The sequence below is a fragment of the Amycolatopsis silviterrae genome (genome assembly GCF_042684085.1).
GTDB lineage: Bacteria > Actinomycetota > Actinomycetes > Mycobacteriales > Pseudonocardiaceae > Amycolatopsis > Amycolatopsis silviterrae.
Genome location: NZ_JBHUKS010000015.1, coordinates 415,038 through 430,517, shown reverse-complemented (window position 1 = coordinate 430,517; position 15,480 = coordinate 415,038). Strand labels below are relative to the sequence as shown.

Below are 15,480 nucleotides of genomic sequence, written 5' to 3'. Positions count from 1 at the left end.
GCCTCCCCGGGAAACTCAGTCTGTCGCCGCGGCAACTGGCGCGGAATCCACGATCTGCTCAAAACTCGCGACCTTGTCGCCGTCGAACTTCCACACGTGCGCGACCCGCGCCGTAAATGCCTTGCCGGACTTGCGATTCGTGCCGGTATACGTCCCCAGCCCGACAATCGAGTCACCGGCGTCCAGCAGCGCCGACAACGTGAACTGGTAACCGTCCCAGTCGCGGGCGATCGCCTCGAAGACGTTGCGCTTCACCTCGGCCGGTCCGGTGTAGGTGCCCGCGTAGGGGAATCCGGCGGCCTCGGTCCAGGTGGTCTCGGGGCCGATCGGAGCGAGCATGCCGTCGAGGTCGCCGCGGTCGCTTGCCGCGTAGTGCGCGGTGATCACGTCCATATTGGACACGGGAGAACTCCTTAAACCGGCTGGACGTCGGGATAGCTGATGGAGCCGAGCGGGTAGACGTGCCCGCCCGCGCGGGAATGCTCGGACCGGCCGTCGCCGGTGATGCCGAGGAAAACGCCGGTGGTGCGCAGGTCGTAGCCGAGGTCGTGCAGCCAGACGCTGGCCACCGCGATCCGGAACTCGCGGAAGCAGAACAGGTACAGGCCGTCGGCGAACTTCCAGACGGTCGACATGTCCACGTCGCCGTGCCCGCGCTGCACACCCTCGACGCACTGCCAGCAGTAGCGTTCGGAGGAGAGATAGACGTGCTCATACAGGTGATTCGGGCTGTAGCGGTAGACGTTCCGCTTGCCGATCAGGTCGCGCGACGGCCCGGGCACGTCGCCGGTGGGCTCGCCGCCGTCGGTGGTGCCGGCGTGGAAGGTCTGCGAAACCCGGGGTGCGCCTTCGACATCCTCGTCGCCGATCACCGACCGCACGGTGAGCGCGCGGTGCGTGGTGGTCGAGTAGACGACGGTGAGGGCCTCGCCCTCGACACTCGTCAGCGGCAGGTTCACGAAGTAGACGTCGGGGCGCACGGCGACCGCGTCGTACGGGTCCTCGACGCCGTTGCAGGTAAGCCGTTCGCCGTCGAGGAACCGCAGCTCGAGCTTCGCTCCGTCGTCTTGGGTGACGGTGAGTTCGCGTCCGGAGAGATCCGCGTTGGGCAGCCGGTAGGTGTCGATCCCGGCGGCGAACTCGTCGTAGGTGCGCCATTCGTCAGGGGAAGGGTCGGACATGCCCATCATGCTCGCCGTGCCCCGCCCGGTGAGCGAACGTTCATGCGCTGGCGGGCAACTGCCGGACGCTCGCGGTCAACCCCGTCGTGAGTGGCAATCCCGGTTCTAACCGGGATAAACACTCACGAGGAGGTGACCGCCGCGCCGCCCTCCGCCCGCACGAAAGCGCCACCCGCGCACGCAGGCGCTGCGGGGACGGGGACGGGTAGTGCGGCGGTGGCGTGGGGCGGCGGCTTTAGGGACCTCGTGAGTGCCTATCCCGGTTCTAACCGGGATAAACACTCACGACGCCCGCGCCCGCAGCTCACTAGGCGACTGCGCGAACGCCGCCCGGAACACCCGCGAGAAGTGCGCCGCGTCGACAAATCCCCATCGCGCCGCGATTGCCGCTACCGGGCGGGCCGCCAGCAGCGGATCCCGCAGGTCCCGGCGGCAATGTTCCAGCCGCCGCTGCCGGATCCACCCGGCCACCGTCGTCCCCTGCTCCTGGAACAGCCCGTGCAGATGCCGCGTCGAGATGTAATGCTCCGCCGCGATCTGCGCCGGGCCGAGATCGGACCGGGAGAGATTGGCGTCGATATAGCTGCGGATCCGCCGCATCAGGTCATGGTGCGGGTCGGCGGCGGTGCGGTCCAGGTCGAGTTCGGTGGCCAGCATCGTGGTGAGCAGGTCGACCGCGTTGTGTGCCAGCCGTACGCCCACCGGGCTCGTCAGCACGTCCAGATTCCCGCCCAGCTGCGCCAGGAACGGCACCACCACGTTCCCGACCCCGGAGCGGCCGGACATCCGCACCGCGGTCAGCTGGCCGACCAGATCGCGGGGCAGATCGACCTGCTGTTGCGGGAACATCAGCACCAGCGTCCGGAAATTCTCTTCGAACACGAGCGAATACGGCCGGTTGGTGTCATACAGCGCGACGTCGCCGGGCCGCAGCACCGCCTCGCGGCCGTCCTGGGTGAGGATGCCGGTGCCGGCCAGCATGACGCTCAGCTTGTAGCACGGCCGGTCGGCGCGGGCGATCAGTTCCGGCGTGCGCTCCACTGCGTGCGGCGACGCGGTGATCTCGGTGAGCGCGATCTCGCCCGCCTCGTGCGTGCGGAGCCTGCCGTGGAAGCGGTCGCGGTGTTCGGTGCTCACCTGCAGCGGCACGAACGACCGCAGGACAGCGGACCGGAACTCCGTGAAGTCCTGCGCGACCGTGGTCGGCGTCTGCAAGATTGCCGTCATCATGTCACCTCTCCGTCGAAGTGCCGGTACCGCTGCTGGTGGTCCGTGAGGGGAACCCTGAGGGAATCAGAGTCCCTCAGGGTTCCCTTCACGGACGGGACGCACCTTAGACCTGTTCGCCCAGTTTGAAACCCTGTTCGGCCCCGTCGGCGCGGGTGTAGGAGAACCCGTCCGCGCCGATGGTCACGTCCATTTCCTTCGTCTCGGTGCGTTCCTCGACCGGCTGGAGCTTGCCGTCCAGGTCGAGCACCCGCGAGGCCTCGGTGTACCAGCTCGGCACCACCGGATTGCCCCACCAGTCGCGGCGCTGGTTGTCGTGCACGTCCCAGCTGATCACCGGATTGTCCGGGTCGCCGGTGTAATAGTCGTGCGTGTAGATCTCGATCCGGTGCCCGTCCGGGTCACGCACGTACAAATAGAACGCGTTCGACACGCCGTGCCTGCCCGGGCCGCGCTCGATCTGGTCCGATTTCCGGACCGCGCCGAGGTGGTCGCAGATGTGCAGGATCTGGTGCCGCTCGTGGGTAGCGAACGCGATGTGGTGCAGGCGCGGGCCCGCGCCGCCGGTGAGCGCGACGTCGTGCACGGTCGGTTTGCGGAACATCCACGCCGCGTACACGGTGCCCTCGTCGTCCACGATGTCTTCCGACACCCGGAAGCCGAGGCCCTCGTAGTACTTCCGCGCGGCCGGGACGTCCGGCGTGTTCACGTTGAAGTGGTCCAGCCGCGACAGCGCGCCCGGGCCGTGCACGTCGTAGCGCTGGGTGAACCGCTCGACGTGTTCGGCCTCGTAGAAGAACTCGATCGGGAAGCCGAGCGGGTCCAGCACGCGCACCGCTTCGCCGATGCCGCGCGTGGTGCCCTTCGGGACGCGGCGCACCTGGACGCCGAGTTCCCGGTAGTACGCCTCAGCGACGTCGAGTTCGGCTTCGCTGCGTACGCGGTACGCGAGCACGGACAGCGCCGGCTCCGCACCCTTGCGGATGATCAGCGAGTGGTGCAGGTATTCCTCGAAGGCACGCAGGTAGACCGCTTCGTCGTCCTCGTAGGTCACCACGAGGCCGAGAATGTCCACATAGAACTCTCGCGACGCTTTCAGGTCACTGACGATGAGTTCCGCGTAGGCACAGCGGATCACATCCGGCGGGGTCGTCGTCATGCCTTGTCCTTCCCGGCCCCGAAGCGCGCCGTGTGCACGTCGCCGAGCGTGATGTGCACGGCCTGCTGTTCGGTGTAGAAGTCGATCGAGCGGTAGCCGCCTTCGTGGCCGAGGCCGGACGCCTTGACCCCGCCGAACGGCGTGCGCAGGTCGCGCACGTTGTGCGAGTTCAGCCAGACCATGCCCGCGTCGATGCTCTGCGCGAAGTTGTGCGCGCGGGTGAGGTCGGCGGTCCAGACGTAGGCGGCCAGGCCGTACTTGACGTTGTTGGCCAGCTCGAGCGCTTCCTCGTCGGTGTCGAACGGCGTGATCGCCACGACCGGGCCGAAGATCTCCTCCTGGAAGATCCGCGCGTCCGGCTTCACGTCGGCGAACACCGTCGGGGCCACGTAGTTCCCGGTGTCCAGTCCCTTCGGACGGCCGCCGCCGGCGAGCAGTTTCCCTTCCGTCTTGCCGATTTCGACGTAGCTCATCACCTTGTCGAAGTGCTCCGGGTGCACCAGCGCGCCGACCTCGGTGGCCGGGTCGTGCGGGTCGCCGACCACGATGTTGCGCGCGCGTTCGGCGTACCGGGCGCAGAACTCCTCGTAAATCGGGCGCTCGACGAGGATCCGGCTGCCCGCCGTGCAGCGTTCGCCGTTGAGCGAGAAGACGCCGAACAGCGTGGAGTCCAGCGCCGCCTCGAAGTCCGCGTCGGCGAACACGACGGCAGGCGACTTGCCGCCCAGCTCCATCGACATGCCCTTGAGCCCGGGCGCGCAGTTGCGGAAGATCGTTTCGCCGGTGGTGGTTTCGCCGGTGAACGAGATCAGCCGGACGTCCGGGTGCTTGACCAGCGCGTCGCCCGCTTCCTCGCCGAGGCCGTTGACGAGGTTGAACACCCCGTCCGGCACGCCCGCCTCGCGGAAGATGTCCGCCCACAGGCTCGCCGACAGCGGCGTGAACTCGGCCGGCTTCAGCACCACGGTGCAGCCGGACGCCAGCGCCGGCGCGAGCTTCCAGCTCTCCAGCATGAACGGCGTGTTCCACGGCGTGATCAGCCCGGCGACGCCGACCGGCTTGCGGTTGACGTAGTTGACCTGCTTGCCGGGCACCTGGTAGGTGTCGTCGGCCTGCGCGACGATCAGGTCGGCGAAGAAGCGGAAGTTCTCCGCGGCGCGCTGCGCCTGGCCGAGCGCCTGCTTGATCGGCAGGCCGGTGTCGAAGGTTTCCAGCTCGGCCAGCTGCTTGTCCCGGCTCTCGACGAGATCGGCGATCTTGTTGAGGATCCGGGCGCGCTGGCGCGGCACCATCTTCGGCCATGGGCCGTGGTCGAAGGCCTCCTTCGCCGCGGCGACGGCGAGGTCGATGTCCTCCGCCTTGCCCGCCGAAGCCGTCATGTACGGCTTGTTCGTGACCGGGTCGAGCACCTCGAAGGTCTCGCCCGAGACGCTGTCGGCCGGCGCGCCGCCGATGTAGTGGCGGATGTGCTCCGGCAGGTTCTCCGGAACGTAGTGCGCGGTCATGGTCACTTTCCTTCCACGGTGAAACCGTCGACGGGCGAGAGGTACTGCTCGCCCTGGCGCATCAGTTCGGTGATCCGGGCGACGCCCGGTTCGGTCGGGGTGATCAGCGGCGGGCGCACGTGCCCGGAGCGGATGAGCCCGCGCTGCTCCAGCACCCACTTGCCGGGCGCCGGGTTGGTCTCGACGAACAGCAGGTCGACCAGCGGATGCAGGCCGTAGTGGATCTCGCGGGCGCGGTCGAAGTCGCCCTCGGTCCAGGCACGGTACATCTCGGCGCTGGCCGCCGGGGCGATGTTGGCGGTGGCGCTCACGAAACCGGTGCCGCCGAGGGAAAGCAGCGGAAGGCACAGCAGTTCGATGCCCGACCAGACCAGAAGTTCCTTGCCGCACAGGTGCAGCACGCGGGAGAAGTGCTCGAAGTCCTTGGTGGTCTCCTTGATCCCGACGAAGTTGTCGAAATCGCGGAACAGCCGCGCGACCGTCTCCGGGGCGAGGTCGACCGACGTCCGGCTCGGCACGTTGTAGGCGACGATCGGCAGGTCCGGGAATTCCTTCGCGACCGTGGCGTACCACTGGTAGAGCGCTTCCTGGGTGGGCCGCGCGTAGTACGGGGTGATGATCAGCGCCGCGTCGATGCCCGCGTCGCGCGCCTCGGCGGTCAGCTCCAGCGTCTCGTCGAGCTTCGCCGAACCGGTGCCGGGCATGAACGGCACCTTGTCGCCGACCGCCTTGGCGACGGTGCGGATGGTCTCCGCGCGCTCGGCCACCGTCATCGCGCCGGGCTCGCCGGTGGAGCCGCCGATCGAGACGCCGTGCGAACCGGACGCGAGCTGCCAGTTCACCAGGTTGGTCAGGCTCTCGTGGTCGACCGCGCCGTCCGCGGTGAACGGGGTCATCAGCGGCGCGATCGAACCGGTGATGGCGTTCGGGGTACTGCGGAACCTCATGGGGTGGGGTCCTTCCTAGGAGCTTCGGCGGGCGGGGCGGCCCGCCGGTCGAGGTAGGCGTCGAGGGTGGCGGTGCGGTGCCGCCGGGCGGCGAGTTCGAGTTCGAGGGAATCGGCGTTCCGCTCGATCAGCACCAGCAGTTCTTCGTGTTCCTTCACGGATTCGTGCGCGCGGCCGGGGACGAAGCTGAACGTCGAATCGCGCAGCGACGCCAGCCGGTGCCAGCCGCGGTGCACGAGGTCGAGCACGTGCGGGTTCGGACAGGGTTCGAACAGCACCGAGTGGAACTCCTGGTTCAGCTCGGTGAAGCGGTGCGGTTCGAAGTTTTCCAGCGACAGGCGCATTTGCTCGTTGACCGCGCGCGCCCGCGCGATGTCCTCAGTGGACAGTTTCGGCGCGGACAGCGAGGTGGCGAAACCCTCCACCAGGGCAAGGGTTTGCATGGTGTGCTCGTAGGCGGTCTCGTCGACCATCACCACTTGCGCGCCGACGTTCCGCTCGAACGTGACGAGCCCTTCGGCTTCGAGCAGCCGGATCGCTTCGCGCACGGGCACGACGCTGACGTCCAGCTCCTTGGCGATCTGCCCGAGCACCAAGCGATAGCCGGGCCCGAACGTCCGGTCGGCGATCCGGTCCTTGATCCAGCGGTACGCGCGCTGGGATTTGCTCTCGCCTGCTACGGGCGCCACTGGGCGTACCTGGCCTTCCAGTGCTCGTTCATCGGATAGAGGCCGTCGACGCTTTCGCCGTTCGCGACCTGCTCCGCGATGAACGTTTCCTGGCGTTCCTGTTCGATCGCCGCGTCCGCGATCGTTTCCACCAGGTGCGGCGGAATGACCAGGACGCCGTCGGAATCGCCGACGATCACGTCGCCCGGCTGCACGGTCGCGCCGCCGCAGGCGATGGTGATGTCGACGTCCCAGGGAACGTGGCGGCGGCCGAGCACCGCCGGGTGCGGGCCGGAGTGGTAGGTCGGGATGTCCAGCGCGGCCACCGCGGCCAGGTCGCGGACGCCGCCGTCGGTGACGATTCCCGCCGCGCCGCGGACCTGCGCGCGCAGGGCGAGGATGTCGCCGATGGTGCCGGTTCCCTTTTCCCCGCGGGCTTCCATCACCAGGACGTCGCCGGGGTTGAGGCTGTCGATGGCGCGTTTCTGGGCGTTGAAGCCGCCGCCGTGGGATTTGAAGAGGTCCTCGCGGAAGGGGACGTAGCGGAGCGTCCTCGCGCGGCCGATGAGTTTCGCGTCCGGACGGGTGGAGCCGAGGCCGTCGATGGAGACGTGGTTGTAGCCGTTCTTGCGCAGCTGGGCGGAAAGCGTCGCGGTGCCCACGCTGGTGAGTTTGGTCTTGAGTTCTTCGGTGAGCACGAATTCCGCCGGGAGTCCTGCGGATTCCCGGTCGCCGTAAGCCTGTTCGCGCTGGTTGTCGTCGATTTTGGGCTGAGCGCTGAAGTCCGGCAGCGGCGTGGCGCCCTCGGTGACCGGCGTGACCAGGCGGCCGGTGGTCAGGTCGCCGTGGGTCACCTCGACCTCGACGGTGTCGCCCGGCTGGACGACGGAGGATCCCGCCGGGGTCCCGGTGAGGATGACGTCGCCGGGTTCGAGGGTGCTGAGCTGGGACAGGTCGGCGACGAGGGTGCCGAAGTCGAAGATGAGGTCTTCGGTGGTGTCGTCCTGGACGAGTTCGCCGTTGACCCAGGTGCGGACCCGGAGGTTCTTGGGGTCGACGTCGGCGGCGGGAATGGTGGCGGGGCCGAGCGGGGTGAAGCCGTCGCCGCCCTTGGAACGGAGGTTGGAGCCGCCGTCGGCGTGGCGCAGATCGTATACGCCGAAGTCGTTGGCGGCGGTGATGCTCTCGACGTAGCTCCAGCCATCTTCGGGGGAGACGTGGCGGGCCTGCTTGCCGATGATCAGGGCGATCTCGCCTTCGAAGGCGAGGAGTTCGGTGCCCGCCGGACGCTCGATGGGGGTGCCGGAGGGGCTGATCGAGGTGGCCGGCTTGACGAAGTAGGAGGGCTTCGCGGGGGTCCGGCCGCGTTGTTTCGCGCGGGACGGGTAGTTCAAGTGGAGTGCGATGACCTTGCCCGGCCGCTCCGGCGGGGTGGTGCTCGATGCGGAACTCATGGGGGTTGACCTGCCCGGATGTCGTCGGGTGAGGAAGATATCTCAAAAGATATACGATCCTGGCGGGGTGGGGCAAGGGGTGGCGGCGTGGTCGGGGTGCCGCAGGCTGCGTCAAGTACCATTTGCCGTACTTGTGGCTCATGCCCTCACGGGGTGGGCTCTGGAGGCGCTGCGTCGGCAGCGCGGGCTGCCTACCGGCCAGCCATCGAGCAGCACCCGGATTGGTGCTCGGTTTCAGGGGACCCGGACACGTGAGCCGCAGCAACTGCATACAACTCGAAGCAGCAACATCGGCACCGGGGCCGGTGTACGTCGTTGCGGAGTTGACTTGCTGTTGCTGGTGATTCCCCTGTGCACCCTGACTGCCTTCGTCGCAGTGCTCGGTCTCGCCGCGTTCATCGTGCACAAGACCGGGGATACCAAGGGGCTGAGAGATCTCGCCGTGCTGATCCGCGCCTTGCGTCCGTCCTGGCGAACTGCTCGTCGGCGTTCATTGCCGGATCGGCACGGAATCGATTAGCCACCTGCGGGCCTCGTGAGTGCCTATCCCGGTTCTAACCGTGATAGGCACTCACGAGGCTTTTTTCAGCGGGGGCGGGTCCGTGGGAAGTCCCGGCTCGCCCAGGCGCGGCGTGTGGTCAGCCATGCGCCCGGGCGAGCCCGCCGCGCCTGCTTCAGGCCCCCTGCTGCCAGCGGCTCAACGGCAGCGAAGGCACCCGATGCCCCCGATGCCCGGTCATGTCCTCATTAGCCACCAACGCGTTCAACACCGCCTCCTCCACGACCTGCACCACCGCCTCGAAGAACGGATCGATCGCCCCCCAAGGGATGAACCGCATGCTCTCGTAAGGCTCATCGTCCGGCCGCGGGAAATGGCTGGTCAGAGCACCCGCATTAGCAGTGCTGAACGCCAGGAACAGATCCCCCGAGAAGTGCGACCCGGTGGTCCCAGTCCGGGCGAGCCCCAACGGCACCCGGCGGGCCAGCGCGGTGCACTGCCCAGGCAACAACGGCGCATCCGTCCCGATCACCACGATCACCGACCCAGCGCCAGCCGGCGCCAGCCAGCTCGTGTCGGCCATCGGGTTGTCATCGGCAAGCTCCGCCCCCAGCGGCGACCCGGCTACCGTCAGCTCTGGACGGCTCCCGAAGTTCGCCTGCACGAGGGCACCGACGGTGTAGCTATCCGAACCATGCGCGACAACCCGTGAAGAAGTCCCAGTCCCGCCCTTGAAGCCGTAGCAGGTCATGCCGGTCCCGCCACCCACCGAACCCTCGGCAATGGGCCCGGAGGCAGCCGCGTCGATGGCGGCGACGGCGTGTTCGGTCCGGATGGTCGGGGCGTTGACGTCGTTGAGGTAGCCGTCCCACGTCTCCGCGACCACCGGCAGCAGCCACTCCGCCGCGGCATCAGGGCGTTCGCGCACGACCCAGTCGATGGTGCCCCGATGGCACTGCCCGACGGAGTGGGTGCTGGTGATCAAGACCGGCAGAGTCAAAGACCCGGTCTCCGCGAGCCAAGCCCGGCCGGTCATTTCGCCGTTGCCGTTCAACGAGAAAGTGCCCGCGGAGCAAGGCACATCGAACTGGGAACGGCCGCGCGGCAGGATCGCGGTGACGCCGGTCCGTACCGACGCGCCTTCGACCAGGGTGGTGTAGCCGACCTCGACGCCGGGGATGTCGGTGATCGCGTTGTGCGGGCCGGGCTTGCCGGTCAGCGGCAGGCCTAGGTCGCGGGCGCGGGTCATGCGGGGTCCTCCAGGGAGCATCGGGTCGAAACGCGGGCGTAGGACAGTACGGCCGCCTCGGCGGCGGACCGGTCGAGCGGCGGGACGGCTTGCGTCAGGTGCAGTCCGTAGCCGTCTTCGAGGGTGACGAGGTTGCGGGCGAGGGTGACCGGATCGTCGGCCAGGTTGAAAATCCCGGTCGCGGCACCGGCTTCCAGGATGCCGACGTAGCCGCGGACCTGGCGTTCGTACAGCGCGATGTGCCGCGCGGCGTAAGCCGGTTCGCGCCGGGCGATGGTGCCCAGTTCGTACAGCAGCACGCACAGTTCGTCGTTCTTGCCGTTCGGCAGCCCGCTGCCGATCATCGCGCGCAGCCTGGCCCGCGGGTCGGACTCGGCGGCCACCGCGGCTTCGCGTGCGACGCAGAAGCGTTCGACGGCCTCCTGCTGCACGTCTTCGAGCAGGTCGCTCAGGGAAGGGTAGTAGTACAACAGGGAACCCGGCGACATGCCGGCGTGGTCCGCGACGTCGCGCAGCTTCAGGTTCAGCACGCCGCGTTCGACGACCGTGTGCCGCGCCGCGGCCACCAGTTCCGCCCGCCGCTCGGGGGCCTTGCTCGGTCTTGCCATGCCCCTGATTCTTTGAACAAATCTCGAAAAATGCAACCCCTGAACGGATCGAGACCGCAGAACCCTTGACGTGGCGAGCCTGAGGGCCTTAGCTGAACGCCCGGCTGGTTATTTGAGTTCCATTCAAACAACGTACCTGAGCAACGACTTGATGGAGGCCAGCGTTGTCCACCCCCGTCTTGCGCCGCGGGTTGCGCACCCTCGGCATGCTGCTGATCACGCTTTCCGCGATCAGCCCGGCGTCCTCGGTGTTCGTCATCGCGCCGGGCGTCCTCACCGGCGCCGGATCGGGCGCCTTCTACGCCTTCCTGGCCGCCGCCGTAGTCGGCATCTTCATGGCGTTCGTGTACGCCGAACTGGGCTCGGCCTTCCCGACCGCGGGCGGCGAGTACACGATCGCCGCCCGCACGCTGGGCAAACTTCCCGGATTCATGGTGCTGGGCATCATGATCGTGACGCAGGTGCTGATCGTCGCGGTGATCGCGCTCGGCGTCGGCACCTACCTGAGCGTCGTGCTGCCGGGGGTGTCCCCGGCCGTCGTGGCGGCGGTGACCTGCGTGCTCGCCGCGATCTGCGCGGTGTTCGACATCAAGCTGAACGCCTGGGTCACCGGCATTTTCCTCGCGGTGGAACTGCTCGCGCTGGCCGTCGTCGCGGTACTCGGGCTGGCCAGCCCGGCGCGGCCGTTCACCGACCTGATCGCGCATCCGGTCGCCCCGGGCGGTGCTCCGGCGACGATCAGCGCGGTGATGATCGCGACGGCGATCGCGATCTTCGCCTACAACGGCTACGGCTCGGCTGTCTACTTCGGAGAGGAAACCAAGGACGCCGGGCGCGGGGTGGCGCGGGCGGTCCTCATGGGACTCGGGGTCACCGTCCTCGCCGAACTGATCCCGGTCACCGCAGTGCTGATGGGGGCGCCTGATCTCGGCACTTTGTTCAGCTCTCCCAACATGTTGTCGTACTTCGTGCAGGCGCGCGGCGGCAGCACGCTCGACACCGTGCTGAGCCTCGCGGTCGCGCTCGCCATCATCAACGCGGTGCTGGCGATCGTGCTGATCAGCTCCCGGCTGGTGTTCAGCAGCGGCCGGGACCGCGCGTGGCCGAAGGCGATGAACCGGGCGTTGTCCGCGGTGCACCCGAAATTCGGCACCCCGTGGGTCGCGACGCTGGCGACCGGATTCATCGCGGCCGCACTGTGCTTTGTGGACCCGCAGATCCTGACCGTCGTGACCAGCACGTCGATTGTCGTGGTGTACGCGGCTTTGTGTCTCGGCGCCATTTTCGGCCGCCGCTCCGGGGCGACGGCGGGCGCGAAGTACCGGATGCCCGGGTTCCCGATCGCGCCGGTCGTGGCGTTGCTCGCGCTGGCGTTCGTGCTCTACGTGAATGCGACCGACCCGGTGATCGGCCGGCCGAGTCTCATTGTCACCGCGGGAATCGCGTTGCTGGCCTTGGTCTATTACCTCGTGGTGCTTCGCCGCCGGGGCGGCTGGCAGCTGAGCGAAGTGGCGGAGGAGGAGACCGCGCCCGCGCCGGTGCGCGAGACCTCGTAGCCGCGGCCGGACCGTCCACTTGCGACCAGCGGTGGACGGTCCGCGCCCGGTCCGGGATGATGACCGGGTGCGGGTTTCAGTGCTGGACACATCGCCGATCGTCGCGGGGTCGACCGCGCGGGAGGCGTTGCGGCGCACCGTGGACCTCGCCGAGCTGGCCGACGAGCTGGGCTATCACCGCTACTGGCTGCCCGAGCACCACAGCATGCGCGGGGTCGCGAGCGCCGCGCCGGCCGTGGCGGTCGCGCGGATCGCGGACGCGACGGAAAAGATCCGCGTCGGTGCGGGCGGCGTCCTGCTGCTCAACCATCCGCCGCTCGTTGTCGCCGAACAGTTCGGCACGCTCGCCGCGTTTCATCCGGGCCGGATCGACCTTGGGATCGGCCGCGCGCTCGGCGGTCCGCAACGTGTGGCGGCCGCACTGAACCCCGGCCAAGCGGACAGTTTTCCCGCCCGGCTGGCGGAGCTGTTGACCTACTTCGCCGACTCAGACCAGCCGCTGCGCGCGACGCCCGCCATCGGAAACGTGCCGGACGTCTGGCTGCTCGGCTCCAGCACGGCCAGCGCGTACCTCGCCGCCGAACTCGGCCTGCCGTACGCCTTCGCCTACCATCTCCGCCCCGCCGAAGCCGCCGCCGCGACCCGGATCTACCGCGAGCGCTTCCGTCCCGGCCGGATCGCCGAACCGTCCATTGTGGTCAGCGTCGCGGTGATCGCCGCCGGGACCGAGGACCAGGCGGAATGGCTCGCCAGGTCCATTCGGGCCAAGGCGTTGAGCCGTTCGCGCGGCGAGCGGATCCTGTTGCCGCGCCCGGAAGACGCCGTTGTGGACCCGGCGGTCGGGCCCGGCCCGGTGCTCGCCGGAGCCCCGGCGGCACTGCGGAATTCGTTGCGCACAGTCATCGCCGAAACCGGCGCGGACGAGCTGATGATCACCACCCCGGTCCACGACCACGAGGAACGGAAGCGGTCCTACGTGCTGGTCCGGGAGCTCTCGGACGCACTGTCCGCGCGGGATTGATTCCGGTTTGTCCGGTTGACCCTTCCCGGAACCCGTTCCGGCGCACGGGGTTTCCCCAACGTTCAACCTGGCGCGGGTTCGCGCGTCACTTGTCGTGCCTAAGTTCCTCACGGCTTCGGAAAGTGGGGATTCATGGACACGAGCGACGCGGTGCGAGCCCGCGCGATCACCAAGAGTTTCGGCGACGTGATCGCACTCGACGGCGTTGATCTCGACGTCGCATACGGTGAGATCCACGGTCTCGTCGGCCCGAACGGCGCGGGCAAGACCACGCTGCTCGGCCTGCTGCTCGGGCTCGCGGTCGCGGACGAGGGCGAACTCGAAATCCTGGGCCGTCCGGTCGGCCGGGCGCTCGCCACCCCGGACGGCATTTCCGGGTTTGTGGACGGGCCGGGGCTGTACCCCTCGCTCACCGCGCGGCAGAACCTCGCCGCGCTGGCCTCGCTGCGCGGCGAAACCGCGGACCTCGACGACCTCCTCGCGCAGGTCGGGCTCACCGACGTCGCCGACGACCGGGCACGCGGGTTCTCCCTCGGCATGCGCCAGCGCCTCGGTCTCGCCGCCGCGCTGCTGGCCAAACCGCGGCTGCTGATCCTCGACGAGCCCGCCAACGGCCTCGACCCGGCGGGCAAGAAGCACGTCCACGGCGTGCTCGCCCGGCTCGCCGACGAGGGGACCGCGGTGGTGCTGTCCAGTCACCGGATGGACGACCTCGAAGCGCTGTGCTCGGAGGTCACCATCCTGTCGGCCGGCTGTGTCGTTTTCACCGGCCCGATGGCGAAACTGTTCGCCGAGGATCGCGAGCTGGCCTACCGCCTGGTGACTTCGGACCAGCAAGCCGCGCGTGAGATCGCCGAGAACGTCCTCGGACTGCGGATCGACGACGCCCAGACCCCGCGCGGACAGGCCGACGTCCTCGTGGTGACCGGCCTGGTGCCCGCGCTGGACGACCTGGTCGCGCGCGTCGTCGGCAAGGGCATCGGCGTACGGGAACTGGCTCCGGTCGTTTCGCCGCTGGAGGCGGCGTTCCTGGAGCTGACCGAGCAGGGGGAGAAGCGATGACCGTCACCGAGGAGCGGGTCGCTGTCCGCCCGGTCGGACTGGGCCGCGGATACCGGTTCGAACTGGTGAAACTGGTGTCGCAGTGGCGGATCCGGGTGCTGCTGCTCGCGTGCTGGCTCGCGCCCGCGGTGTTCGTCGCCGCGGTCAGCCAGCAGAGCGACCTGCCGGTGGACACCCTGTTCGGCCGCCTGATGAACGCCACCGGCTGGGCCGGTCCGCTCGTCCTGCTCGGGTTCGCCGGCAGCTACGCGCTTCCGCTGCTGACCTCTCTGGTCGCCGGGGACGTCTTCGCCGCCGAGGACCGGCTCGGCACCTGGCGTCACCTGCTGGTGGCGATGCGGTCGTACCGGCGGATTTTCGTCTCGAAAACGCTCGCCAGCCTCACCGTGATCCTGTTGCTGGTGCTCGGTTTGGCGGTGTCCAGCACGGTCGGCGGTCTCGTCGCGGTGGGCGGGCAGCCACTGGTCGGGCTCGACGGGCACCTGCTGTCGTCCGGTGACGCGGCGGCGAAGGTCATCCTCTCCTGGATTTGCGTGCTGGCCCCGACCCTTGCCCTGGCTGGGATCGGCCTGCTCGGCTCTGTCGCGTTAGGACGGTCGCCGATGGGCCTGCTGCTGCCCGCGGTGGTCGCGCTGGTGATGGCGGTGGCGCAGCTGCTGCCGTTGCCAGTCGTCGTGCGGCTCGCGCTGCCGACGTACGCGTTCATCTCCTGGAACGGCCTCTTCACCGACCCGGCCCAGCTCGGCCCGCTGCTGATCGGCGTCGCGGTGAGCCTGGTGTGGGCGGTGGTCGCGACCGCGCTGGCTTACGCGCTGTTCCTGCGCCGCGACTTCACCGATCTGACCTACGACGGCGCCGGTCGCCGGGTGCTCACTGCGGGTTTGCTGCCGCTCGCCGGGCTGATCGGCGTCACGGTGGCGGTCGTCGCGGTCGCGACTCCGGCGTCGGGTTCGGGCATCGACCAGGCGAAGCTTCAGCATTCGCTATCCACCGAGTTCGCGCATCTGTACCGGATCCAGGCCGCGCAGCTGCACCGGCCGGACGTCACGGAGGAGCAGCTCGCGGCCAGCACGGAATGCACCAAGGGCGGCGGCCTCGTGGAGGCCGAGGGGCCCGGCAACGACTGGCGGTGCGTCGTCTCCTGGCATCTCCCCGGCATCACGGCCACCGGGCAGGCGATCTACCAGCTCGATGTCACCTCGGACGGGCGGTATGTCGCCGACGGCGACGGACCGAAGGAAGTGAACGGCTACTTCCAGGTGCGGACTCCGGAAGGGGACCAACCCAACCCGCTGTGGCAGTTCGACGGCAACGTCGAGCTGCTCTCCTCCACGAAGGGATGAG

Annotated in this window: 15 protein-coding genes; 5 read left to right on the top strand and 10 right to left on the bottom strand. The window is 68.7% G+C overall.

The genetic code is table 11. From position 1 onward, the window contains the following. Positions 1 to 15 precede the first annotated feature (15 nt). From ACFSVL_RS22600 to ACFSVL_RS22565, 8 genes are all read right to left on the bottom strand, one after another. Positions 16 to 402, bottom strand: coding sequence for a nuclear transport factor 2 family protein (locus ACFSVL_RS22600; protein ID WP_378307214.1), 387 nt, complete (start codon positions 400 to 402; stop codon positions 16 to 18). Between the two features lie 11 nt (positions 403 to 413). Further along, positions 414 to 1,181: a MoaF C-terminal domain-containing protein gene (locus ACFSVL_RS22595; RefSeq protein WP_378307212.1), complete on the bottom strand. Its 768-nt coding sequence runs from the start codon at positions 1,179 to 1,181 to the stop codon at positions 414 to 416. 282 nt (positions 1,182 to 1,463) lie between these two features. Beyond that, positions 1,464 to 2,408, bottom strand: a complete 945-nt coding sequence (locus ACFSVL_RS22590; protein WP_182891552.1) for an AraC-like ligand-binding domain-containing protein — start codon at positions 2,406 to 2,408, stop codon at positions 1,464 to 1,466. 106 nt (positions 2,409 to 2,514) lie between these two features. After that, positions 2,515 to 3,567, bottom strand: a complete 1,053-nt coding sequence (gene hpaD, locus ACFSVL_RS22585) for a 3,4-dihydroxyphenylacetate 2,3-dioxygenase (RefSeq protein ID WP_378307210.1) — start codon at positions 3,565 to 3,567, stop codon at positions 2,515 to 2,517. Further along, on the bottom strand, positions 3,564 to 5,072 hold the full coding sequence (hpaE, locus tag ACFSVL_RS22580) for a 5-carboxymethyl-2-hydroxymuconate semialdehyde dehydrogenase (protein ID WP_378307208.1): 1,509 nt from the start codon (positions 5,070 to 5,072) through the stop codon (positions 3,564 to 3,566). The genes hpaD and hpaE overlap by 4 nt, the downstream gene beginning before the upstream one ends. A 2-nt stretch (positions 5,073 to 5,074) precedes the next feature. Next, entirely contained in the window at positions 5,075 to 6,019 is a 945-nt protein-coding gene (gene dapA, locus ACFSVL_RS22575) for a 4-hydroxy-tetrahydrodipicolinate synthase (RefSeq protein WP_378307206.1), read from the bottom strand. Then, on the bottom strand, positions 6,016 to 6,708 hold the full coding sequence (locus tag ACFSVL_RS22570; protein WP_378307204.1) for a GntR family transcriptional regulator: 693 nt from the start codon (positions 6,706 to 6,708) through the stop codon (positions 6,016 to 6,018). The genes dapA and ACFSVL_RS22570 overlap by 4 nt, the downstream gene beginning before the upstream one ends. Further along, positions 6,696 to 8,141 (bottom strand): fumarylacetoacetate hydrolase family protein, encoded by a 1,446-nt coding sequence (locus ACFSVL_RS22565; RefSeq protein ID WP_378307202.1) that lies wholly within the window; start codon positions 8,139 to 8,141, stop codon positions 6,696 to 6,698. Before ACFSVL_RS22565 ends, ACFSVL_RS22570 begins: the two co-directional genes overlap by 13 nt. 328 nt (positions 8,142 to 8,469) lie before the next feature. Here ACFSVL_RS22565 and ACFSVL_RS22560 point away from each other — a divergent pair, with 328 nt between their 5' ends. Beyond that, positions 8,470 to 8,661, top strand: coding sequence for a hypothetical protein (locus ACFSVL_RS22560; protein WP_378307200.1), 192 nt, complete (start codon positions 8,470 to 8,472; stop codon positions 8,659 to 8,661). A gap of 154 nt (positions 8,662 to 8,815) precedes the next feature. Here the strand turns inward: ACFSVL_RS22560 and ACFSVL_RS22555 are convergent, their stop codons facing one another. Both ACFSVL_RS22555 and ACFSVL_RS22550 read right to left on the bottom strand, forming a co-directional pair. After that, a complete protein-coding gene (locus ACFSVL_RS22555) occupies positions 8,816 to 9,889 on the bottom strand; it encodes a DmpA family aminopeptidase (protein WP_378307198.1) in 1,074 nt (357 codons plus the stop codon). Further along, a complete protein-coding gene (locus tag ACFSVL_RS22550; protein ID WP_378307196.1) occupies positions 9,886 to 10,497 on the bottom strand; it encodes a TetR/AcrR family transcriptional regulator in 612 nt (203 codons plus the stop codon). The genes ACFSVL_RS22555 and ACFSVL_RS22550 overlap by 4 nt, the downstream gene beginning before the upstream one ends. Before the next feature lie 164 nt (positions 10,498 to 10,661). Between ACFSVL_RS22550 and ACFSVL_RS22545 the strand changes: the two genes are divergently transcribed. From ACFSVL_RS22545 to ACFSVL_RS22530, 4 genes are all read left to right on the top strand, one after another. After that, complete coding sequence (locus tag ACFSVL_RS22545; RefSeq protein ID WP_378307194.1) at positions 10,662 to 12,053, top strand: APC family permease; 1,392 nt, start codon at positions 10,662 to 10,664, stop codon at positions 12,051 to 12,053. A 67-nt stretch (positions 12,054 to 12,120) separates the two neighbouring features. Next, a complete protein-coding gene (locus ACFSVL_RS22540) occupies positions 12,121 to 13,074 on the top strand; it encodes an LLM class flavin-dependent oxidoreductase (RefSeq protein ID WP_378307192.1) in 954 nt (317 codons plus the stop codon). 132 nt (positions 13,075 to 13,206) lie between these two features. Next, the gene (locus ACFSVL_RS22535; protein ID WP_378307190.1) at positions 13,207 to 14,136 is read left to right on the top strand and encodes an ABC transporter ATP-binding protein; all 930 of its coding nucleotides are present in this window, start codon (positions 13,207 to 13,209) and stop codon (positions 14,134 to 14,136) included. Then, the gene (locus tag ACFSVL_RS22530) at positions 14,133 to 15,479 is read left to right on the top strand and encodes an ABC transporter permease (protein ID WP_378307188.1); all 1,347 of its coding nucleotides are present in this window, start codon (positions 14,133 to 14,135) and stop codon (positions 15,477 to 15,479) included. Before ACFSVL_RS22535 ends, ACFSVL_RS22530 begins: the two co-directional genes overlap by 4 nt. Position 15,480: the final 1 nt, after the last annotated feature.

Bases quoted from the DNA above. Each gene is read 5' to 3' on its own strand.
- dapA (WP_378307206.1), bottom strand. From the start codon at position 6,019: ATGAGGTTCCGCAGTACCCCGAACGCCATCACCGGTTCGATCGCGCCG.
- ACFSVL_RS22535 (WP_378307190.1), top strand. From the start codon at position 13,207: ATGGACACGAGCGACGCGGTGCGAGCCCGCGCGATCACCAAGAGTTTC.
- ACFSVL_RS22595 (WP_378307212.1), bottom strand. From the start codon at position 1,181: ATGTCCGACCCTTCCCCTGACGAATGGCGCACCTACGACGAGTTCGCC.
- ACFSVL_RS22565 (WP_378307202.1), bottom strand. From the start codon at position 8,141: ATGAGTTCCGCATCGAGCACCACCCCGCCGGAGCGGCCGGGCAAGGTC.
- hpaD (WP_378307210.1), bottom strand. From the start codon at position 3,567: ATGACGACGACCCCGCCGGATGTGATCCGCTGTGCCTACGCGGAACTC.
- hpaE (WP_378307208.1), bottom strand. From the start codon at position 5,072: ATGACCGCGCACTACGTTCCGGAGAACCTGCCGGAGCACATCCGCCAC.
- ACFSVL_RS22555 (WP_378307198.1), bottom strand. From the start codon at position 9,889: ATGACCCGCGCCCGCGACCTAGGCCTGCCGCTGACCGGCAAGCCCGGC.
- ACFSVL_RS22550 (WP_378307196.1), bottom strand. From the start codon at position 10,497: ATGGCAAGACCGAGCAAGGCCCCCGAGCGGCGGGCGGAACTGGTGGCC.
- ACFSVL_RS22590 (WP_182891552.1), bottom strand. From the start codon at position 2,408: ATGACGGCAATCTTGCAGACGCCGACCACGGTCGCGCAGGACTTCACG.
- ACFSVL_RS22530 (WP_378307188.1), top strand. From the start codon at position 14,133: ATGACCGTCACCGAGGAGCGGGTCGCTGTCCGCCCGGTCGGACTGGGC.